This window comes from Streptomyces narbonensis (assembly GCF_014649015.1).
Classification (GTDB): Bacteria; Actinomycetota; Actinomycetes; order Streptomycetales; family Streptomycetaceae; genus Streptomyces; species Streptomyces narbonensis.
Genome location: NZ_BMSF01000011.1, coordinates 126,962 through 146,104 on the forward strand (window position 1 = coordinate 126,962; position 19,143 = coordinate 146,104).

The 19,143-nt window shown below is 73.3% G+C and carries 19 protein-coding genes and 1 pseudogene; 8 read left to right on the plus strand and 12 right to left on the minus strand.

Annotated elements, in window-relative coordinates; all coding sequences use genetic code 11:
* Positions 1-20: 20 nt before the first annotated feature.
* On the minus strand, positions 21-959 hold the full coding sequence (locus IE124_RS22035) for a DMT family transporter (RefSeq protein WP_189509620.1): 939 nt from the start codon (positions 957-959) through the stop codon (positions 21-23).
* Between the two features lie 277 nt (positions 960-1,236).
* Between IE124_RS22035 and IE124_RS22040 the strand changes: the two genes are divergently transcribed.
* Positions 1,237-1,857: a TetR/AcrR family transcriptional regulator gene (locus tag IE124_RS22040; protein WP_229832712.1), complete on the plus strand. Its 621-nt coding sequence runs from the start codon at positions 1,237-1,239 to the stop codon at positions 1,855-1,857.
* Positions 1,858-1,898: 41 nt separating this feature from the next.
* Here IE124_RS22040 and IE124_RS22045 read toward each other — a convergent pair whose 3' ends face one another.
* The 3 genes and pseudogenes from IE124_RS22045 to IE124_RS22055 all read right to left on the minus strand — a co-directional run.
* The gene (locus tag IE124_RS22045; RefSeq protein WP_189509621.1) at positions 1,899-2,831 is read right to left on the minus strand and encodes a DMT family transporter; all 933 of its coding nucleotides are present in this window, start codon (positions 2,829-2,831) and stop codon (positions 1,899-1,901) included.
* A gap of 106 nt (positions 2,832-2,937) precedes the next feature.
* Positions 2,938-3,633: an ArsR/SmtB family transcription factor gene (locus IE124_RS22050; protein ID WP_189509622.1), complete on the minus strand. Its 696-nt coding sequence runs from the start codon at positions 3,631-3,633 to the stop codon at positions 2,938-2,940.
* A gap of 207 nt (positions 3,634-3,840) precedes the next feature.
* A pseudogene (locus tag IE124_RS22055) lies at positions 3,841-4,467 on the minus strand (TetR/AcrR family transcriptional regulator); the annotation flags it as partial.
* A gap of 115 nt (positions 4,468-4,582) precedes the next feature.
* Here IE124_RS22055 and IE124_RS22060 point away from each other — a divergent pair.
* From IE124_RS22060 to IE124_RS22070, 3 genes are all read left to right on the plus strand, one after another.
* Positions 4,583-5,734, plus strand: a complete 1,152-nt coding sequence (locus IE124_RS22060) for an acyl-CoA dehydrogenase family protein (RefSeq protein ID WP_189509623.1) — start codon at positions 4,583-4,585, stop codon at positions 5,732-5,734.
* Positions 5,735-5,894: 160 nt separating this feature from the next.
* Positions 5,895-6,182: a YiaA/YiaB family inner membrane protein gene (locus tag IE124_RS22065; RefSeq protein WP_150271809.1), complete on the plus strand. Its 288-nt coding sequence runs from the start codon at positions 5,895-5,897 to the stop codon at positions 6,180-6,182.
* Between the two features lie 112 nt (positions 6,183-6,294).
* Positions 6,295-6,921 (plus strand): TetR/AcrR family transcriptional regulator, encoded by a 627-nt coding sequence (locus tag IE124_RS22070; RefSeq protein ID WP_189509624.1) that lies wholly within the window; start codon positions 6,295-6,297, stop codon positions 6,919-6,921.
* Position 6,922: 1 nt separating this feature from the next.
* Here the strand turns inward: IE124_RS22070 and IE124_RS22075 are convergent, their stop codons facing one another.
* On the minus strand, positions 6,923-7,384 hold the full coding sequence (locus IE124_RS22075) for a MaoC family dehydratase (protein ID WP_189509625.1): 462 nt from the start codon (positions 7,382-7,384) through the stop codon (positions 6,923-6,925).
* Between the two features lie 159 nt (positions 7,385-7,543).
* Between IE124_RS22075 and soxR the strand changes: the two genes are divergently transcribed.
* The gene (soxR, locus tag IE124_RS22080) at positions 7,544-8,017 is read left to right on the plus strand and encodes a redox-sensitive transcriptional activator SoxR (protein WP_189509626.1); all 474 of its coding nucleotides are present in this window, start codon (positions 7,544-7,546) and stop codon (positions 8,015-8,017) included.
* 125 nt (positions 8,018-8,142) lie between these two features.
* Here the strand turns inward: soxR and IE124_RS22085 are convergent, their stop codons facing one another.
* The 5 genes from IE124_RS22085 to IE124_RS22105 all read right to left on the minus strand — a co-directional run bounded on the left by IE124_RS22085 (position 8,143) and on the right by IE124_RS22105 (position 13,792).
* Positions 8,143-8,868: a 3-keto-5-aminohexanoate cleavage protein gene (locus IE124_RS22085; protein WP_189509627.1), complete on the minus strand. Its 726-nt coding sequence runs from the start codon at positions 8,866-8,868 to the stop codon at positions 8,143-8,145.
* Between the two features lie 10 nt (positions 8,869-8,878).
* Positions 8,879-9,496: a hypothetical protein gene (locus IE124_RS22090; protein ID WP_189509628.1), complete on the minus strand. Its 618-nt coding sequence runs from the start codon at positions 9,494-9,496 to the stop codon at positions 8,879-8,881.
* A 145-nt stretch (positions 9,497-9,641) separates the two neighbouring features.
* Positions 9,642-10,877 (minus strand): alpha/beta hydrolase family protein, encoded by a 1,236-nt coding sequence (locus IE124_RS22095; RefSeq protein WP_189509729.1) that lies wholly within the window; start codon positions 10,875-10,877, stop codon positions 9,642-9,644.
* 194 nt (positions 10,878-11,071) lie between these two features.
* The gene (locus tag IE124_RS22100) at positions 11,072-12,415 is read right to left on the minus strand and encodes an erythromycin esterase family protein (protein ID WP_189509629.1); all 1,344 of its coding nucleotides are present in this window, start codon (positions 12,413-12,415) and stop codon (positions 11,072-11,074) included.
* Between the two features lie 120 nt (positions 12,416-12,535).
* Positions 12,536-13,792 (minus strand): exo-beta-N-acetylmuramidase NamZ family protein, encoded by a 1,257-nt coding sequence (locus IE124_RS22105; protein ID WP_189509630.1) that lies wholly within the window; start codon positions 13,790-13,792, stop codon positions 12,536-12,538.
* Between the two features lie 194 nt (positions 13,793-13,986).
* Here IE124_RS22105 and IE124_RS22110 point away from each other — a divergent pair, with 194 nt between their 5' ends.
* Together IE124_RS22110 and IE124_RS22115 are read left to right on the plus strand one after the other, a co-directional pair.
* Complete coding sequence (locus IE124_RS22110; RefSeq protein ID WP_189509631.1) at positions 13,987-14,769, plus strand: SDR family oxidoreductase; 783 nt, start codon at positions 13,987-13,989, stop codon at positions 14,767-14,769.
* Positions 14,770-14,853: 84 nt separating this feature from the next.
* On the plus strand, positions 14,854-15,447 hold the full coding sequence (locus IE124_RS22115; protein WP_189509632.1) for a TetR/AcrR family transcriptional regulator: 594 nt from the start codon (positions 14,854-14,856) through the stop codon (positions 15,445-15,447).
* A 4-nt stretch (positions 15,448-15,451) separates the two neighbouring features.
* Here IE124_RS22115 and IE124_RS22120 read toward each other — a convergent pair whose 3' ends face one another.
* On the minus strand, positions 15,452-16,666 hold the full coding sequence (locus IE124_RS22120) for an acyl-CoA dehydrogenase family protein (RefSeq protein ID WP_189509633.1): 1,215 nt from the start codon (positions 16,664-16,666) through the stop codon (positions 15,452-15,454).
* 6 nt (positions 16,667-16,672) lie between these two features.
* Positions 16,673-17,695 (minus strand): phosphotransferase, encoded by a 1,023-nt coding sequence (locus IE124_RS22125; RefSeq protein WP_189509634.1) that lies wholly within the window; start codon positions 17,693-17,695, stop codon positions 16,673-16,675.
* Between the two features lie 131 nt (positions 17,696-17,826).
* On the opposite strand from IE124_RS22125, the gene IE124_RS22130 reads away from it, so the two are divergent.
* Positions 17,827-19,110: an enolase C-terminal domain-like protein gene (locus tag IE124_RS22130; protein ID WP_189509635.1), complete on the plus strand. Its 1,284-nt coding sequence runs from the start codon at positions 17,827-17,829 to the stop codon at positions 19,108-19,110.
* Positions 19,111-19,143 lie beyond the last annotated feature (33 nt).

Here is a 19,143-nt window from a genome sequence, read left to right on the forward strand (position 1 = left end):
GGAGGGTCGGAAGGAGGGCCTCAGACGAGCTGGATGGTCAGGGAGCCGGCGATCAGGAGGACGAGGCCCAGGGCGCGCGGCCTCGTCAGTGAGCGCTGCGGCAGCTTGAACAGGCCCTTGTGGTCGATCAGCGCCGACGTGAGCTGCTGCCCCGTCACGGTGAGCGCGATCGTCACCGCCGCGCCGATGGTGGGCATGAGCAGGAACGTGCCGGTGACGTAGGCGGCGGCGCACGCGCCACCGAGCCAGCCCCACCAGGGCATCTTCTTCAGCGGGGCGATCCTCGGCTTCGGCGTGCGGCGGGTCGCGTAGAGCACCAGCAGGACGACGGCGATCGTGAAGGTCGCGACGGCGAAGCTGATCACGGCGACCGTGATGGGCTCCTTGAGCTGGGCGCGGAGCTGGGCGTTGACCGCCCCCTGCACCGGCAGGGCGGCTCCAGCGAGCACGCCGAGGGCCAGCCGGCCGACGCGCCCGGCGCTCGACGTCCTCGGCGCGCCGGGCGGGGCCGTCGCCTTCATCCCCCGGATGATCACGACGATGCCCGCGAGCACGGCGAGGGCGCCGATGACGATCCCGGCGCTGAGGTCCTGCCGCTCCAGGCCCAGGAGGCCGAAGAGGTCGAGGGTGAGCGAGGCGAACATCTGGCCCGTCACGAAGAGCCCGACGGCGGCGAGGGCACCGAGCCGGGGGAACAGCAGGATGCCGCTGGTGATGTAGAGCGGACTGGCCAGCCCGCCGAGCAGCTGCCAGGCCTCCACGTCGGGGAGCCTGCCGAGCGCACCGAGCGCGCCGGCCGCCACCGCGAGGACGGTGAGCAGCCCGGTCGCGACGCCGAGCTGGATGGTCGAGGCGCCGTACGGAGTGCCGACGGCCGAGTTGAGCTGGAGGTTCACCGAGGCCTGGACGGCCAGGAGGCAGCCGACCAGCAGGGCCGCGGCGAGGAGCGCGGTGTGCATCTGGATCTCCCTGGGCGGGATGGCAAACGGGTAAGTGGACATTGCGTCCACTTAGCATGCCATGTGCAAGCTCAAGCGGACAAGGTGTCCACTTGAGGTCCGGGGAAGTAAGGTCTGATCCATGAGCGACGACGAGCAGCGAGGACGTGGAGCCCCCTCCGCGCACTCCTCCGCGCACTCCTCCGCACACTCCTCGGCGGACTCCTCGGCGGACTCCTCCGCGAGCTCTTCCGCGAGTCCTTCCGTGAGCCCCTCCGCGCACGCCTCCGTGCACCGGATCGACGGGCTCCTCGGCGATCTGCAGGTGGCGGACGAGCAGCCGGTCGCGCCGCGCCGACGCGCGGACGCGGAGCGGAATCGCGCCCAGATCCTGGCCGCCGCCGAGCAGCTCTTCGCCGAGCAGGACCCCCGGTCGGTGACCATGGACCGGATCGCCAAGGCGGCGGGCGTGGGCCGCGCCACGCTCTACCGGAGCTTCCCCGACCCGCCCTCCGTCGCCGTCGCCCTCCTTGACGAGCACGAGCGCCGGCTCCAGGGCCAGCTGATCCACGGCCCGCCGCCGCTCGGCCCCGGCGCACCCGCGGGGGAGCGGCTCGCCGCCTTCTACCTCGCCATGCTCGACCTGCTGGAGCGTCATCTGCCGCTGGCGCTGGGGGCGGAGACCGGGGCCGCGCGCTTCAGGACGGGTGCGTACGCCTTCTGGCGCGTGCACGTCCGCACGCTCCTCGTCGACCACGGGGTGGAGGATCCGGACCCGATGATCGACGTCGCACTCAGCCCGCTGGCGCCGGAGCTCTTCCAGTTCCAGCGGCACGAACTCGGCCTGTCGACCGAGCGCATCGGCCGCTCGCTGTCGGCATTCGCCCGCCGGCTGCTGAGCTCCGGGCGCGGGAACTGACGGTGTGACGGCGCACCGCCGGCGACCATGGGCACCGCCCGTCAGATGGATTCGGTCCTTCCGGAAGCGGCGGCCGCCCGCGGTCGCGAACGGGACACGGCCACGCCCGCGAGGCAGAGCGCGCCCCCGGCGAGCGTGAGCACCCCCGGCAGCTCGCCGAGGAAGAGCCAGGCGAGGAGGACGACGAGGGCGGGTACGGCGTACGTCGTCGCGCCCATCCGGCCCGCGGTCGTACGGGCCAGGGCGTACGCCCAGGTCGTGAAGGCGAGCGCGGTCGGGAACACCCCCAGGTAGAGCATGTTCAGGGTCGCGGACAGCGGGGCCCTGCCCGCCTCCTCGACCAGCTGCCCTGCGAACGGCAGGCAGGCCACCGCGCCCACCAGGCAGCCGAAGGTCGTCACCTGGAGCGCGCTGCCGTGCGCGAGCGCCGGCTTCTGGGCCACGACCCCACCCGCGTACGCCGCCGCCGCGACCAGGCAGAGCACCACTCCGAGCACGGAGGTCCCCGCGTCGGACGATCCGCCGGAACCCTCGGAACCGCCGGACATGGAGAGGCCCACGGCCACCGCGCCCGCGAAGGACACGGCCATGCCCGCGACCAGCCGGGGCGGCAGCGACTCCTTCAGGAACCGCGCGCCGAGCAGCGCGATCAGGATCGGCCCGATGTTCACGACCATCGCCGCCGTCCCCGCGTCGACCTCCTGCTCGCCCCAGTTGAGGACGACCATGTAGACACCGAACCAGAGCAGCCCCGAGACCAGGATCCCGCGCCAGGCCGCTCTGGGAGGCAGCCCCTCGCGCCGGATCAGCAGGACGCAGCCGAGGACCAGCGCCCCGGCGAGGAGCCGCCCGAGGGCGAGGGCGCCGGGGGAGTAGGCCGCCCCGGCGCTGCGGATGGAGACGAAGGCGGAGGCCCACAGGACGACGGTGACACCGGCGGCGGCGAGCGCGAGGCGCGAGGTTCGGTTCTGCATGGCCTGACCGTAGGGCGCGGACGGTTCGGCGTTCACCGCAATATCGCGGGCCCGACGCATCGCGGCACGGGCGGGCCCGCTCGCCGCGATTCCGGCGCGCGTCTGCTCAGCGCAGCGATGACGGGTCGATGCCCAGCGTCCCGTGCAGCGCGGCCTCGCCCTCCGCCGTGACCTTCACGGCCCGCTCGGTCCCGATCCGCACGCACCACCCGCTGTCCAGCGCGTGCCGGCAGAGCGCGGCGCCCGCGATCCCCGCGAGGTGCGGCCTGCGCTCGGTCCAGTCGAGGCAGCCGCGTGCGACGGGCCGCCGCCCCGCCCGGACGAGGGGGGCGCCCAGCTCCTCGAACCACGCCACGCCCCGGTCCGTGAGCGCGAACCCGGTGTCCTGGCGCAGCAGTCCACGCGCGGTCATCGCCTCGGTGATCGTGATCCCGAGCCGCCCGGCGAGGTGGTCGTAGCAGGTCCGCCCCCGGGCCATCGCCCGTCCGGCGCTCGCGGCACGCAGGGTGCGGGGCGGCGCGGCGTGTGCGGGCTCCGAGCGGGCGGCCAGGTCCTCGACGAGATGGGCGATCCCGGGGTCGGCCAGCCGGACGTACCGGTGTCTGCCCTGCCTTTCCTCCGTGAGCACCCCGCCCGCGACGAGCTTTCCGAGGTGCTCGCTGGCGGTGGAGGGCGCCAGGCCCGCGTGGCGGGCGAGCTCCCCGGCGGTCCAGGCCCGCCCGTCGAGCAGGGCGAGCAGGAAGGTGGCGCGGCTCTCGTCCGCGAAGAGCGCCGCGAGCGCGGCGAGATCACTGGCTGCCATGACGCCAGGGTCCCGCACTCACCGTTCGGCGGTCGCCGAACCGTCGGAGCTGCCCGAGCCGCCGGGGCTCGAACCGTCGGGGCCCGAACCGCTGGAGCCCGAACCGCCGGCCGCCGGACCCCTGGCAGTCGAGCCCGCGGCAGCCGAGCCCCCGGCAGTCGAAGCGTCGGCCGAGCCCCCGACAGTCGAAGCGTCGGTCGCCGCGCCCTCGAACTGGATCAGCAGTCCGTCGAGCAGCGCCCGCAGGCCCGTCTCGAAGGCGCGCTCGTCGACCTTCTGGCGGTGTTCGGCCAGCAGATGGGCCTGGCCGAGGTGGGGGTAGTCGGCAGGGTCGTAGGCCGCCTCGTCGTCGACGAAGCCGCGGGCGAAGGATCCGAGGGCGGAGCCGGTGACGAAGTACCGCATCAGCGCGCCGATCGAGGTGGCCTGGGCCGGGGGCCAGCCCGCCCGGACCATCGCGCCGAAGACCGCGTCCGCGACCCGCAGACCCGCCGGACGGCGCCCGGGACCCTGGGCGAGCACGGGGACGATGTGCGGGTGGTCGGCGAGGGCCGCGCGGTAGGAGACCGCCCAGTCGTGCAGGGCGGTGCGCCAGTCGCGGGCGTCGGTCTCCGCGAACATCGACAGGTCGATCTTCGCGCTCACCGCGTCCGCGACGGCGTCGAGGATCTCGTCCTTCGTGCGGAAGTGGTTGTAGAGCGAGGGCCCGCTCACCCCGAGTTCGGCCGCTAGCCGCCGGGTCGAGAGCCCGGCCAGCCCCTCCGCGTCCACGAGCGCACCCGCCGTCTCCACGATGCGGTCTCGGCTGAGCAGGGGCTTGCGCGGTCGGGCCATGGCGCACATAGTAGGCCTGCACAATAAAACTAGCAGTGGTAATTAAATGGCTGGGCGAGACGGCTGGACGAGACGGCCGGACGCGACGGCCGGACGAGACGGATGGGGTGGCACGGTGGATCTGGCGCTGAGTGAGGAGCAGGAAGCCGTACGGCGGCTCGCCGAGGACTTCGTCGCACGCGAGGTCACCCCGCACGCCGTCGCCTGGGACCGCGCGGAGGAGGTGGACCGGGCGATCGTGAAGAAGCTCGGCGCCGTCGGCTTCCTCGGTCTCACCATTCCGGAGGAGTACGGCGGTTCGGGTGGCGACCACCTCGCGTACTGCCTCGTCACCGAGGAGCTCGGACGCGGCGACTCCTCGGTGCGCGGCATCGTCTCCGTCTCCCTCGGCCTGGTCGCCAAGACCCTCGCGGGCTGGGGCACCGAGGAGCAGAAGCGGGCGTGGCTGCCCCGGCTCGCCTCCGGCGAGGCGCTCGGCTGCTTCGGCCTCACCGAGCCCGGCACCGGATCCGACGCCGGAAACCTGACCACCCGCGCGGTCCGCGACGGCGACGACTACGTCGTGAACGGCACCAAGATGTTCATCACCAACGGCACCTGGGCCGATGTCGTCCTGCTCTTCGCCCGCACGAACGACGCCCCGGGCCATCGCGGCGTCTCCGCCTTCCTCGTCCCCACGGACACCCCCGGCCTCACCCGCCGCGCGGTCCACGGCAAGCTCGGCCTGCGCGGCCAGGCCACCGCCGAACTGGTCCTGGAGGACGTCCGCGTCCCGGCCACCGCCATGCTCGGCCCCGAGGGCAAGGGCTTCACCGTCGCCATGTCCGCCCTCGCCAAGGGCCGCATGTCCGTCGCCGCGGGCTGCGTCGGCATCGCCCAGGCCGCGCTCGACGTCGCCGTGCGCTACGCGGGGGAGCGCGAGCAGTTCGGAAAGCCCATCGCCTCGTACCAGCTCGTGCAGGAGCTGATCAGCGACATCGCCGTCGACGTGGACGCCGCCCGGCTCCTCACCTGGCGGGTCGCCGACCTCATCGACCGCGGCGAGGACTTCGCCACCGCCGCCTCCAAGGCGAAGCTGTACGCCTCCGAGGCCGCCGTCCGCGCGGCGAACAACGCCCTGCAGGTCTTCGGCGGCTACGGCTACATCGACGAGTACCCCGTCGGCAAGCTGGTCCGCGACGCGCGCGTCATGACCCTGTACGAGGGCACCAGCCAGATCCAGAAGCTCATCATCGGACGGGCGCTGACGGGAATCTCGGCCTTCTGAAGTCCCGACTGCCGCCCCGACTGACGCCCGGGGCCGGCGTCCCGACTGCCGTCCCGACTGACGCCCGGTCCGGCGTCCCGACCGACGTCCCCGGTCTGAGTACCCGGATGAGTACGCGGACGGATGTGGTGCCCGCCACATCCGTCCGATGCTGTCCTGCATGAGCGACACACCGGTCAAGCAGCAGAACACCGCCGCCTACTACATGCAGGCCGTCATCTCCTTCGGCGTCGCCGGCGCGGCCGTGGCCATCGGCGTCTATCAGCTGGAGGCCAGCGCCTGGGTGCGGGCCTTCCTCGCCGTCTCGGTCCTCTACCTCACGACCTCGGCCTTCACCCTCGCCAAGGTCATCCGCGACCGCCAGGAGGCCGGTCAGATCCACAGCCGGGTCGACCAGGCCCGACTGGAGAAGATCCTCGCCGAGCACGACCCCTTCCAGAAGCTCTGAAAGGCCTGACGTCCCGCCCCCCGGGCACCGGCCTCCCGCCATCGATCTCTAAGCGCTTGCTCACCCTCGTTGTATGGTGTTCGTCCTGACGGGGTCCGAGAGGGAGTGTGGGATGAGCGCGGCGGAGGAGACGCCCGGGGGCGAGGACATGCCCTGGGGCGAGGTCACGCCCGAGGCGGCCCGGCGGCTGCTGGTGGCCGCTGTCGAGGCGTTCGCCGAGCGCGGTTACCACGCCACGACCACCCGGGACATCGCGGGCCGCGCCGGCATGAGCCCGGCCGCGCTCTACATCCACTACAAGACCAAGGAAGAGCTGCTCCACCGGATCAGCCGCATCGGCCACGACAGGGCCCTGGAGATCCTCCGGGCCGCGGCCGACCGCGACGGCACGGCCGCCGAGCGGCTCGCCGACGCCGTGCGCTCCTTCGTCCGCTGGCACGCCGAGCGCCACACGACCGCGCGCGTCGTCCAGTACGAGCTCGACGCCCTCGGCCCCGAGCACCGCGCCGAGATCGTGGAGCTGCGCAAGCAGTCCGACGGGGCCGTGCGCCGGATCATCGACGAGGGCGTCGAGGCGGGCGAGTTCGTGGTGCCGGACGTGCCCGGCACCACGGTCGCGGTGCTCTCCCTCTGCATCGACGTCTCGCGCTGGTTCAACACGCAGGGCCGCCGCTCGCCCGACGAGGTCGGCGCGCTCTACGCCGACCTCGTGCTGAGGATGGTCGGGGTCCAGAAGTAGCTCAGAAGTAGTAGCGGGAGACCGACTCGGCGAAGCAGACCGGCTTGTCGGAGTCCTCGCGCTCCACGGTCACCGCAGCCGTCACCTGCACGCCGCCCCCGGCCTCCTCGACCTTCGTCAGGACCGCCGTCGCGCGCAGCCGCGAGCCGACCGGTACGGGGGAGGGGAAGCGCACCTTCTCGGTGCCGTAGTTGAGGCCCATCTTCATGCCCTCGACCCGCAGGACCTGTGGCACGAACAGCGGCAGCAGCGAGAGCGTCAGATAGCCGTGCGCGATCGTCGCGCCGAACGGGCCGCCGGCGGCGCGCTCCGGGTCGACGTGGATCCACTGGTGGTCGCCCGTGGCCTCGGCGAAGAGGTCGATGCGCTTCTGGTCGATCTGCAGCCAGTCGCTGTACCCCAACTGCTCGCCGATCCCCGCGCGCAGTTCCTCGGCGGAGGTGAAGATCCTCGGCTCGGCCATGTTCCTCGTCCCTTCTCGTATGACGCACCGGCGGTTCTCGCATGACGTGCCGGCGGTGTGCCGACGACATACCGCTCGGTATCTAAGCGCTTGCTCAGCATGTGGGGTGCGGGGGCTGCTGTCAACGGCCGCCCCTGACACACCAGTAGGGTTCGTGGAGTGCCGCAGATTCCAGAGAAGATCCACGAACTCACCGTCGGCCAGCTCTCCGCCCGTAGCGGGGCCGCCGTCTCCGCCCTGCACTTCTACGAGGCGAAGGGGCTCATCAGCAGCCGGCGCACCACGGGAAACCAGCGTCGCTACGGCAGAGACGCCCTGCGTCGGGTCGCCTTCGTCCGGGCCGCGCAGCGCGTCGGCATCCCCCTCGCGACGATCCGCGACGCGCTCGCCCGGCTCCCCGAGGAGCGCACCCCCACGAACGAGGACTGGGCGCGGCTCTCGGCGGCCTGGCGCACGGAGCTCGACGAGCGCATCAAGCAGCTGGGCCGGCTGCGCGACCACCTGACGGACTGCATCGGCTGCGGCTGCCTGTCCCTGGAGACCTGCGTCCTCTCCAACCCCGACGACGTCTTCGGCGAGCAGATGGCGGGGTCCCGCCTGATGCCGGTCACCCGGCCGGCGGCCGCGGACTGAGAGGTGCGCGGGTCATACGGGGGGCGAGGGGCCATACGGGGGCCAAGGGGAAGAAGAGGGACAAGAGGGAGACGAGGGCTAAGGGAGAGGCGGGGGAGACAGGGGAGACCGAGATGCGGAGCTCACTACGGGCACGCCAGGGCCGCCGCGACCAGTTCGGCGCTGGAGCGGGCCCGGGTGCCGTCCGGCAGGAGCAGCGTGTCGGCGAGACCGATGCGGGTGCCGAGCCCGAGCCGGCGGGCGAGGCGCAGCACCGGCCACGCGCCGCCGTCCACGCCGTGGAGGAGGACAGGCACCCCGGACGGGACGTCGAGGCCCCCGAGCAGGGCCCGGGCCGAGGCCCCGGCCGTCGCCGGGTCCGGGTCGGTGACCTCCGCACGGACCCGCACCACACGGGACGCCAGAGGGGAGCGCGCGAGCCGCGCGGGGCCGTCCGTGCCCGACCGCACCCCGGCCTCGACGCCCACCCCGAGCTCCAGGAGCGCCGCCGCCACCTCCTCCGCGCCCGGCACGTGCCAGTCCACCGAGGCGTGGTCCGGAAGGTCCGGACCTCCCAGGAGGCCGGCCCAGGACCGCACCCGCTGCACCCGGCGCCCGGGGCCGGTCTCGGCGGGCACCCACGTCGGCACCCCCACCGGCACGGTGACGGCCGCCCTGACCGCCGTCAGCACCGGGGCGAGCACCCGCGGCGAGAGGGACTCGGCGCCGCAGGGCGTGCGCGGGTGCACCCGCACCTCCCACGCGCCCGCCGCCACCGCGAGGGCCGCGGCCTCGGCGATCGACTCCGGAGACATCGGCACCCCGGCGGAGTCCCCGGGCCCCCGTGACCCGTTGAGACACACCTGAAGCACCGGGAGCACCTCACGCCGCCGGAGCCAGCGGCCGGCGCACGCCCCCCCGGGCGCGGGCCAGCGCACCCGACGTGAGCACCGCCCGCGGGACGCCCACACCACAGTCCCCGCACACCGGGCCGAGCCACGGCTCGTACGCGTCCACAGACCCCGCCCGCCACTCGATCCGAGGCCCCGCGCACACCGGACACCGCTCGCCCGGGCCGTCCTCCAGGGCGGCGATCAGCCGGCGCAGCACCTCCGGCAGCGGATCCGACGGGTGCACGGCCGGGTCACCGCACCGCACCACCCCGTTGCCGCCCCAGACCTGCCGGTGCCAGTCGTCGACGGCGCCGAGCCCGCGCAGCCCGTCGTGCTTCTCGCGCCTGCGCCGCGCGGCGAACTGCTCCTCGTACGCGAGCCACACCGCCCGCGCCTCCTCCAGCTCGTCGAGAGCGGCCATCAGCCTCCCCGGATCGAGCTCCCGGTCCTCGGGACCGAACCTGTGCCGGCGGCACAGATGGTCCCAGGTCGCCCTGTGCCCGTACGGCGCGAACCGCTCCAGGCACTTGCGCAGCGAGTACCTGCGCAGCGCCGTGTCGCACCCGGGATCGCGCACCTGTCTCGCGAGACTCCGGAATCCGGCCATCTCTCGCCACCTCCGTCGCTGGTCCTACCGCGGTATCAGTGGGACGAACGAGTGGCCCGCGGTGTTCCATCGAAATCCGGATGGCAGCCATCAACGGGGCGGGAGAGATCACCGGAGTACAGCGGAACCCAAGCGTCCGATGGGGTCAGGGGCGGCCCGCGCGGGCCGCCGAGACCACCACCCGGGCCAGCTCGGGACGGCGGATGTCGCTGTGCGAGCGGACCACCTCCGCCGTGTCCACGTTCACGCAGCCCGAGCCCGGCACCCCCTCGCGCGGCACGTCCGCCACGGTCCGCGCCGCCGTGCCCGGCACCGCCTGGACGCCGTCGTACCCGATCGCGCCCCAGCGCGGGTCGCCGGCACCGGGCAGGGCGGTCAGCGACGAGGAGTCGCGCGCGAGCCGGGACGCCAGCGGGTACATCACCCCGAGCGCCGTGTCGTGCCGCGAGTAGCAGGCCACGACCGGACCGCGCACCCGGCGCTGCATGTCCCGCAGCGCGCCGGACCGCCGCGGGTCGTGGGGCAGCCGGGCGGCGAAGGCGTAGTGCGAGAAGGCCCCCTGAAGGAGCGTCACGGACGCCACCGGCCGGGCTCCCTCCGGCAGTCCGCGCAGTGCGTACGCGACGAGCCGGGCGCCCATGCTGTGGCCCACGAGGTGGACGCGGAGCCCCGGGGCCGTACGGGCGACCTCGCCGAGCAGGGGCCCCAGCCCGGACTCGCCGACCTGCCCGGCCCGCCGCTTCATCACGTAGTACGTGGCCTGCCGGAGCGCTTCCCCGGCCCCCTTCCAGTACCGCTTGAGACCCTCCCCGAACTCCGCGTCCGCACCGCCCGCGTCTCCCGCACGGTCCCCGTCTCCCGCACCGCTCTCCGCGGCCAGGGCCTCCGTGAAGAGGGCGCACACCGCCACCGGATCGGCGACCAGGAACTCCGGCACGGGCTCCGCGAAGCCGGCGGCACCCGCCGGGCCGCCAGGCACGTCGGCGAGCTCCCTCAGGAGCGCGCCGAACTCGGCGAACGCGGCCTCGTGCGGCGGCGCGAGCGCCAGCAGCTCCGCGAGCCGCCCGAGCACCGGCTCCTTCTCCGGCAGCACCGTCACGAGCGCCCGGTAGTCCGGCACGGGCTCGCCCGTGAACATCATCGAGGGCCAGATCAGCCCCGCGTACCCGGCCTCGACCCCCGGCCCGAACAGGCCGGGGAAGGGCGCGAAGAAGTCCGAACAGAGGCGGGTGGCGCCGGACGGCGAGCTGTTCCACCCGTGGGCGAGCAGCACCAGGTCCGTCACCCCCTGCCGGGACAGTGCCGCGAGGGCCGCGGACTGTCCCGCCGGCCCGTCGCCGTCCTTGTCGAAGGTGATCTCCCGGTACGGTTCCACACTCATCCCGGTCACGGCCCGACCGTCCCTCCACGTCGAGGTGGCCGCCGCGCCGACGGCGCACGGGTGCGCGGGCAGCGGCTCCAGGCCAGCATGCCCGCGCGGGGACCCGGCCAGACCTCGACCGGGAAGCGCACTCGTGCGGTTGGACGGCGAGCGGCGGCGTACCGCCGCGGCAAGCCCCCTCCGCCCCTCCCGCCTCAGCGGATGCGCGCCGCCGTGATCCGGGGGAAGTGGATCAGCAGGTCGTACCCGGTGGAGAGGCGCGCCTGGGTCACGGCGCCCGGCCAGGGGTACGCCGTGCCGATGCCCCGGGTCGGGCGGGGGGTGGCGAGCCAGTCCCGTGCGGCCGGTGTCGTGCGCCGCATGTCCAGGTAGAAGGCGGCCGGCGAGACCCGGTCCAGGGTGTGGGCGTTGCTGTCCGGGCCGAGCGTGCCGACGGTGAAGGGGCGCAGCGGCTCGCCGGGGGCTTCGGTGTCGTGTGCGTTGAAGGAGCCCTGCCCGAAGGACGCGCCGACGCTCACGTAGTCCCGGCCGAGGGCGTCCCGCAGGAAGGCGCCCTGGATCCGCGGGTAGTGGTCGGGCTTCGGGCTCTCGTAGCCGACGTGGCCGTTGTGCGCGGAGAGCACGATCCGGTCGCCGGTCTGCCGCTGCCACCACACGGTGTTCTCGGCCATGACCCGGTCCCGGTAGAGCATCGCCGCGGCGACGCCCGCCTCCGTCTCGAGGTCGTGCGCGTACTCGGTGCCGACCTGGGCGATGGCCCGGGCGTGCTGCAGGGCCCATTGAGCCGCCTCACGCGCGCGGGGGTCCTTCGCGGGCCGCTGCCGCTCCAGGAGGGCGAGCGCCGTGTTCACCTCGTCGGCCATCCGCTGCCGTTCGGCGCGCGGCTTGGCCATGTACCCCTTCATCCACGCCTCGACCCCTCCGGTGGGGCGCGAGCTCCGGTAGAGCTCCCGGAAGCGGGGGAGGAGCGAGGGGCGGGTGCGGGCCACGTACGAGGTCACCTCGTCGAAGAGGTTCGCGCCCGCGTAGCCGAGGTCGTTGCCCATGAAGCGGACCTGGTGGTCGGGGTGGAGCTGGTTGTGCCGTCGCATCCAGCGGAAGAGGTCGAGGTACTCCTCGGTGTTCCAGAGGCGGTACGACTCCTGGAACTCGTCCCGCATGATCGCCCGGATGTCGCCGCGGCCCGTGCGCACCCATGCGTCGACGAGCAGCCCGGTGGACCAGGTGGCCTCCAGGGAGAAGGTGGTGAACCCCTTGCGCTCCACGAGGTGTTCGAAGATCCGGTGCTTGGCGGTGAAGAACTCCGCGGAGCTGTGGGTGGCCTCGCCGATGCCGACGACCTTGGCCGAGCCGATCATCCGGTCGAGCGGCCGGAGGTCGGTCAACGGCTGTGCTGTGCGGGCGAGTTCTCGCGCGGGGTCAGGGGCGGCGGCGGGACCGGCGGCCCCGGCGGCGGGCGCCAGGGAGCCGAGGCAGGCGGCGACGAGGAGTCCGACGAGGGGCAGGCGGCGTCGCAGGGAAGTGCCGGAAAGGTTCATGGGACCAAGCCTGGTGGGCGGGACATTTCCCGGACATCCCCTCAGCTCCCCTGTCGATCATGGGGATAGCCCCACCCCGGCCCGCCCGGCCGCCGTCCCGCCACCCCGGTTCGACCGGTCTCAGCGGTACAGCAGATACTCCTGCCGCACCGCCCGGAAGGCCGCCAGGTCCGCCTCCCACGCCCCGACCACCTCGTCGGTGTCCGCACCCGCGTCGATCAGGGTCCGCACCCGGGTCGATCCGGTCAGTTTGTCGATCCAGTGGTCCGCCCGCCAGGCGAAGCCGGACCACGACCGCCGGGCGGTGACCAGGAGCCCGATCCCGGTCCGTACCGGGTCGAAGGCCTCGCGGTCGTGGACGTGCAGCTGCACGCCGCCCACGGTCTTCCCCTGGAACTTGGAGAAGGTCGGGGCGAAGTACGCCTCGCGGAAGCGGACTCCGGGCAGACCGAGGGTGTTCGCCGCCTCCGCCCACCGCCGGTCGACGCCCTCCGCGCCGAGCAGCTCGAAGGGACGGGTCGTGCCCCGGCCCTCGGAGAGGTTCGTCCCCTCGAAGAGGCAGGTGCCGGAGTAGACGAGCGCGGTGTCGGGCGTCGGCATGTTGGGGCTGGGCGGCACCCAGGGCAGCCCGGTCGCGTCGAAGAACTCGGTGCGCCGCCACCCCGTCGTGCGGACGGTCTCCAGGGCCACGGGCGTGGTCAGGAACTCCGCGTTGAAGAGCAGGGCGAGCTCGGCCACCGTCATGCCGTGCGCCTGCGCGATCGGCTCCCGCCCGACGAAGGTCGCGAAGGCCCGGTCGAGGACGGGCCCGAACGCCGCCCGCCCGGTCACCGGGTTCGGCCGGTCGAGGACGACGAACCGCTTCCCTGCGAGCGCGGCGGCCGCCATGCAGTCGTACAGCGTCCAGATGTACGTGTAGAAGCGCGCGCCGACGTCCTGGATGTCGAAGACGATCGTGTCCACCCCGGAGGCCGTGAAGACGTCCGCCAGCGGCTGGCCGCTCTTCAGGTACGTGTCGTAGACGGGCAGGCCGGTCGCCGGGTCGTCGTAGCGCCCCTCGGAGCCGCCGGCCTGCGCGGTGCCCCGGAAGCCGTGCTCGGGGCCGAAGACGGCGATCAGGTCGACCCGCTCGTCGGCGTGCATCACGTCCACGATGTGCCGGGCGTCCGCGGTGACCCCGGTCGGGTTGGTGACGACGCCGACCCGCTCGCCGGCCAGGAGGGCGTACCCGTCCGCCGCGAGCCGCTCGAAGCCGGTACGGACGCGGGGGTGCCCGGAGTCCGGGACGGCCGAGGCGGCGGGAGCGACGGCCGCACCCGCGCCCACCGCGCCCAGGGCACCTCCGGCGGCCAGCAGACTCCGTCGCGACAGGCTCATGCGGAAACCTCCTCGATCGCCGTCCCCGGGCCGGGGCGCGTGACATGGGCACGCACGCTAGCGCTCCTGACCGCCCCGGGGAACGAGGCGTGCGGGCGGACCCTTCCCCCATCACATACCGACCGGTTAGTCTGCCGGTATCGCGGCACCGCTGCATCCCGGTGCCGGCCGGCTGCGGAGAGGTGGGTTCAACCATGAGCGCGGACACGAGTGCCCTTCGGGGCGCCGGTGTGGTCGTCACGGGCGCGGGCGGCGGGATCGGTGCGGCGCTCGCCCGCCGCTTCGCCTCCGAAGGGGCCCGCGTCGTGGTCAACGACCTCGACCCCGTCCGCACCAAGGCCATCGCCGAGGAGATCGGCGCCGTCGCCGTCCCGGGCGACGCCTCCGCCGTCGTCGACGAGGCCCGCGAGGCTCTCGGGGGTCCCGGTTCCATCGACGTCTGGTGCGCCAACGCAGGGCTCTCCTCGCCCGGCGATGCCTTCGCCGACGAGGACGTCTGGGCGGCCGCCTGGGACGTCAACGTCATGGCCCACGTCCGGGCGGCCCGCGCCCTGCTCCCGGAGTGGCTGGAGCGCGGCAGCGGCCGCTTCGTGTCCACCGTCTCCGCCGCCGGGCTGCTCACCATGATCGGCGCGGCGCCGTACAGCGTCTCCAAGCACGGCGCGTACGCATTCGCCGAGTGGCTCTCGCTCACCTACCGCCACCGTGGCCTCAAGGTCCACGCGATCTGCCCCCAGGGCGTCCGTACGGACATGCTCACCGCCGCCGGATCCGCCGGTGAGCTGGTCCTCGCCCCCACCGCCATCGAGCCCGAGGACGTCGCCGACGCCCTCCTCGACGCCATCGGCGCCGACCGGTTCCTCGTCCTGCCCCACCCCGAGGTCGCCGGCTACTACCGCAACCGTGCCACCGACCCCGAGCGCTGGCTCGGCACCATGAACCACGTCCAGCAGGCCTGGGAGACGGGCGCCCGCTAGCGGGCACCCCGGCGGATGGGAAGATCTACGGACGGGAACGGTGTTCCCCCGACCAGGAACGACCACGAGGGAAGGCGGCGGAGCATGGCCAGGACGACGGACGAGAGCGGGGCACCGGTCCCCCAGAGGCTCCTCGCCGCCGCCACCCGGCTCTTCGCGGAGCAGGGTTACGACCGCACCTCCGTCCAGGAGATCGTCGAGGCCGCCGGGGTCACCAAGGGCGCCCTCTACCACTACTTCGGCTCCAAGGAGGACCTCCTCCAGGAGGTCTACGCCCGGGTCCTGCGCCTCCAGCAGGAGCGCCTCGACGCCTACGCGGACGCCGACGCGCCCGTCGAGGACCGGCTGCGCGGGGCCGCCGCCGACGTCGTCGTCACCACCATCGAGAACCTCGACGACGCCGCCATCTTCTTCCGCTCCATGCACCACCTCAGCCCCGAGAAGAACAAGCAGGTCAGGGGCGAGCGGCGGCGCTACCACGAGCGGTTCAGGGCGCTGATCGAGGAGGGCCAGCAGTCCGGCGTCTTCTCCGCGGCGACCCCCTCCGACCTGGTCGTCGACTACCACTTCGGCTCGGTGCACCACCTGTCGACGTGGTACCGCCCGGACGGCCCGCTCACCCCGCAGCAGGTGGCCGACCACCTGGCCGACCTCCTGCTGCGGGCCCTCCGCCCGTAGAGCGTCACAGGTACTGCTTCAGCTCCCGCCGCGCCAGCGACCGCTGGTGCACCTCGTCCGGGCCGTCCGCGAGCTTCAGCGTCCGCGCCGCCGCCCACAGTTCGGCCAGCGGGAAGTCCTGTGAGACCCCGCCCGCCCCGTGCGCCTGCACGGCCTTGTCGATGATGTCGACGACCGCGCGCGGGGTCGCGATCTTGATGGCCTGGATCTCGGTGTGCGCGCCGCGGTTGCCGACGGTGTCCATGAGCCAGGCCGTCTTGAGGACGAGCAGCCGCAGCTGCTCGATCGTCACGCGGGCGTCCGCGATCCAGTTCTGGACCACGCCCTGCTGGGCGAGCGGCTTGCCGAAGGCGGTGCGGGAGACCGTGCGCCGGCACATCAGCTCCACGGCCCGCTCGGCCATGCCGATGAGCCGCATGCAGTGGTGGATCCGGCCGGGACCGAGCCGGGCCTGCGCGATGGCGAAGCCGCCGCCCTCCTCACCGACCAGGTTCGCGGCCGGGACACGGACGCCGTCGAAGATCACCTCGGCGTGGCCGCCGTGGGAGTGGTCCTCGTAGCCGTACACCTGCATCGCGCGTCGCACCTCGACGCCTGGGGTGTCGCGCGGCACGAGGATCATCGACTGCTGGCGACGGAGGTCGGCCCCGTCGGGGTCGGTCTTGCCCATGACGATGAAGACCTTGCAGTCGGGGTTCATCGCCCCGGAGATGTACCACTTGCGGCCGTCGACGACGTAAGAGTCGCCGTCGCGCCGGATCCGGGTCTCGATGTTCGTCGCGTCGGAGGAGGCGACCTCGGGCTCGGTCATCGCGAAGGCCGAGCGGATCTCGCCCGCGAGCAGCGGCTCCAGCCACTGCTTCTTCTGCGCCTCGTCCCCGAACTGCGCCAGCAGCTCCATGTTCCCGGTGTCGGGGGCGGCGCAGTTGAGGGCGGTGGGAGCCAGGTGCGGGCTGCGGCCGGTGATCTCGGCGAGCGGCGCGTACTGGAGGTTGGTCAGCCCGGCACCGTACTCGGCGTCGGGCAGGAAGAGGTTCCAGAGGCCCTGCCGCTTGGCCTCGGCCTTGAGCTCCTCGACGATCGCCGGGGTGTCCCAGGGGGAGGCGAGCAGGGCGCGCTGCTCCTCGGCGACGGCCTCGGCCGGGTACACGTGCTCGTCCATGAAGGCGAGGAGTTTCGCCCGCAGTTCCTCGGTGCGGGCGTCGTAGGAGAAGTCCATGGTGGTTCAGCCCTCCTGAAGGGTGGTCAGGCCGTGCTCGATGAAGACGGGGACGAGCTCGCCGATGCGGTCGAAGCCCGCGCCGACCGTCTGCCCGAGGGTCCAGCGGTAGTGGATGCCCTCCAGGATCACGGCGAGCTTGAACCAGGCGAAGGCCGTGTACCAGGCGAGGGCGGAGGTGTCGCGGCCCGAGCGGGCCGCGTAGCGCTCGACCAGCTCGGCGGCGCTCGGGTGCCCGGGGGCCGTGGCCGTCGTGGAGATGGGGGAGTCCGGCAGGTCGAGCGGCGTGCTGTACATGACGAGCAGGCCGAGGTCGGTGAGCGGGTCGCCGAGGGTGGACATCTCCCAGTCGAGGACGGCCCGGATGCGGTCGTCCCCGTCGATGAGGACGTTGTCGAGCCGGTAGTCGCCGTGGATCACGGTGGGCGGCGGAGAGGCGGGCAGCGCGCGGCCGAGCGCGGCGTGCAGCTCGTCGATCCCCGTGAGGTCCCGGCCGCGCGAGGCGTCGAGCTGCTTGCCCCAGCGGCGCAGCTGCCGGTCGAGGAAGCCCTCGGGGCGGCCGAAGTCGCCGAGCCCGACGGCCGCCGGGTCGACGGCGTGCAGGTCGACGAGCGTGTCGACCAGGCCGAGGACGGCGGCGCGGGTGCGCTCGGGGCCGAGCGGCGCGAGCTCCTGGGCCGAGCGGTACGGCGTCCCCTCGACGAACTCCATGACGTAGAAGGGCGCCCCGAGCACCGACTCGTCCTCGCAGAACAGCACGGTCCGGGGGACGGGCACGCCGGTCCCGGCCAGGGCGCTGATGACCCGGTGCTCGCGCCGCATGTCGTGCGCGGTGGCGAGGACGTGGCCGAGGGGCGGCCGGCGGACGACCCAGCGGCCGGCGCCGTCGGTCACGACGTACGTCAGGTTCGAACGGCCGCCCTCGATCAGCCGGGCTTCGAGGGGGCCGGTCACCAGGCCGGGCCGCTCGCGGTCGAGGAACCGGCGCAGCGCTTCGGGATCGAGGCCTGGTGGCGGGGCGGAACTCATGGTGCGTACCTCCGGATCGGCTGCAGTCGTCGTTCATGATGACCGACCAGTCGGTATGTCGTCCAGGGGTGGGCCGGGAACGCAGCTGCCGCACCCTGGCCCTCGGTCTCGTCTCTGAATAGGGTTCACATATGGATGCGCTGAAGCTGCTCGTCGACGAAGTCCGGCTGACCCCGATCCTCATCTCCGACCCGCCCCTCCTCAATGTCCAGGGCGTCCACCAGCCCTACACGCCACGGCTCGTGGTGGAAGTGGTCACCAGGGGCGGGGTGAGCGGCCTCGGAGAGACGTACGGCGACGGCGTCTACCTCGACCTCGCCCGGCCGCTGGCCGAGGCCCTGCCCGGCCATGCGGTCACGGACGTGAACGAGGTCTTCGCTCTGGCGGCTTCCGTCGACCCTGCCCCCCTGCCGGCGTCCGAGGGGGTCGACGCGGCCGGCCTGCGCGGGGTCAGGACGGCGGAGAAACTCCGCCTCTCCGTCGTCTCCGCCTTCGAGACCGCCTGCCTCGACGCCCTGGGAAAGACCCTCGGCCTGCCCGTCCACGCCTTGCTCGGCGGCAAGGTCCGCGACTCCGTCGAGTACAGCGCCTATCTCTTCCACCGCTGGGCCGCCCGTCCCGGCACGGGCCCCACGGACGACTGGGGTGCGGCCCTCGACCCCGCCGGGATCGTCGCCCAGGCCCGCCGCTTCGACCGGCTCCACGGCTTCCGTTCCTTCAAGCTGAAGGGCGGGGTGTTCGAGCCCGAGCGCGAGATCGCCGCGATCCGCGCGCTCGCCGAGGCGTTCCCGGGCCGCCCCCTCCGCCTCGACCCGAACGGCGCCTGGTCGGTGGAGACCTCGCTGGCCGTCGCGCGCGAACTGAGGGACGTGCTGGAGTACTTGGAGGACCCGGCGAGCGGCACGGACGCGATGGCCGAGATCGCCTCCGGTACGGACGTGCCGCTCGCGACCAACATGTGCGTGACCACCTTCGAGGAGGTCCCGGAGGCCTTCGCGAAGGGCGCGGTACGGATCGTCCTCTGCGACCACCACTACTGGGGCGGACTCCACCGCACCCGCGAACTGGCCGCGCTCTGCCGTACGTACGGCGTGGGGCTCTCCATGCACTCCAACACCCACCTGGGCATCAGTCTCGCCGCCATGACCCAGGTCGCCGCCACGCTCCCGGGGCTCCACCACGCCTGCGACACGCACTACCCCTGGCAGACCGAGGACGTCGTCACCACCCGCCCCGTCTTCCGTGCGGGCCGCCTCACCGTCTCCGACGCCCCCGGCCTCGGCGTCGAGCTCGACCGCCCGGCCCTCGCCGCCCTCCACCGCCGCTGGCTGGACGACGACGGCACCCTCCGCGACCGCGACGACGCGGCGGCCATGCGGGCGGCGGACCCGGGGTGGCACCCGCGCACCTGGTAGCGCCGAGCGTGCGGGCACCCTGTGGCCGCACGG

Excerpts from the sequence above, each read along its gene's own strand:
- IE124_RS22110 (WP_189509631.1), top strand. The coding sequence starts at position 13,987 with ATGAGCGCGGACACGAGTGCCCTTCGGGGCGCCGGTGTGGTCGTCACG.
- IE124_RS22070 (WP_189509624.1), top strand. The coding sequence starts at position 6,295 with ATGAGCGCGGCGGAGGAGACGCCCGGGGGCGAGGACATGCCCTGGGGC.
- IE124_RS22100 (WP_189509629.1), bottom strand. The coding sequence starts at position 12,415 with ATGAACCTTTCCGGCACTTCCCTGCGACGCCGCCTGCCCCTCGTCGGA.
- IE124_RS22045 (WP_189509621.1), bottom strand. The coding sequence starts at position 2,831 with ATGCAGAACCGAACCTCGCGCCTCGCGCTCGCCGCCGCCGGTGTCACC.
- IE124_RS22130 (WP_189509635.1), top strand. The coding sequence starts at position 17,827 with ATGGATGCGCTGAAGCTGCTCGTCGACGAAGTCCGGCTGACCCCGATC.
- IE124_RS22120 (WP_189509633.1), bottom strand. The coding sequence starts at position 16,666 with ATGGACTTCTCCTACGACGCCCGCACCGAGGAACTGCGGGCGAAACTC.
- IE124_RS22090 (WP_189509628.1), bottom strand. The coding sequence starts at position 9,496 with ATGGCCGGATTCCGGAGTCTCGCGAGACAGGTGCGCGATCCCGGGTGC.
- IE124_RS22050 (WP_189509622.1), bottom strand. The coding sequence starts at position 3,633 with ATGGCAGCCAGTGATCTCGCCGCGCTCGCGGCGCTCTTCGCGGACGAG.
- IE124_RS22065 (WP_150271809.1), top strand. The coding sequence starts at position 5,895 with ATGAGCGACACACCGGTCAAGCAGCAGAACACCGCCGCCTACTACATG.
- IE124_RS22125 (WP_189509634.1), bottom strand. The coding sequence starts at position 17,695 with ATGAGTTCCGCCCCGCCACCAGGCCTCGATCCCGAAGCGCTGCGCCGG.
- IE124_RS22095 (WP_189509729.1), bottom strand. The coding sequence starts at position 10,877 with ATGAGTGTGGAACCGTACCGGGAGATCACCTTCGACAAGGACGGCGAC.
- IE124_RS22075 (WP_189509625.1), bottom strand. The coding sequence starts at position 7,384 with ATGGCCGAGCCGAGGATCTTCACCTCCGCCGAGGAACTGCGCGCGGGG.
- IE124_RS22105 (WP_189509630.1), bottom strand. The coding sequence starts at position 13,792 with ATGAGCCTGTCGCGACGGAGTCTGCTGGCCGCCGGAGGTGCCCTGGGC.
- IE124_RS22035 (WP_189509620.1), bottom strand. The coding sequence starts at position 959 with ATGCACACCGCGCTCCTCGCCGCGGCCCTGCTGGTCGGCTGCCTCCTG.
- IE124_RS22115 (WP_189509632.1), top strand. The coding sequence starts at position 14,854 with ATGGCCAGGACGACGGACGAGAGCGGGGCACCGGTCCCCCAGAGGCTC.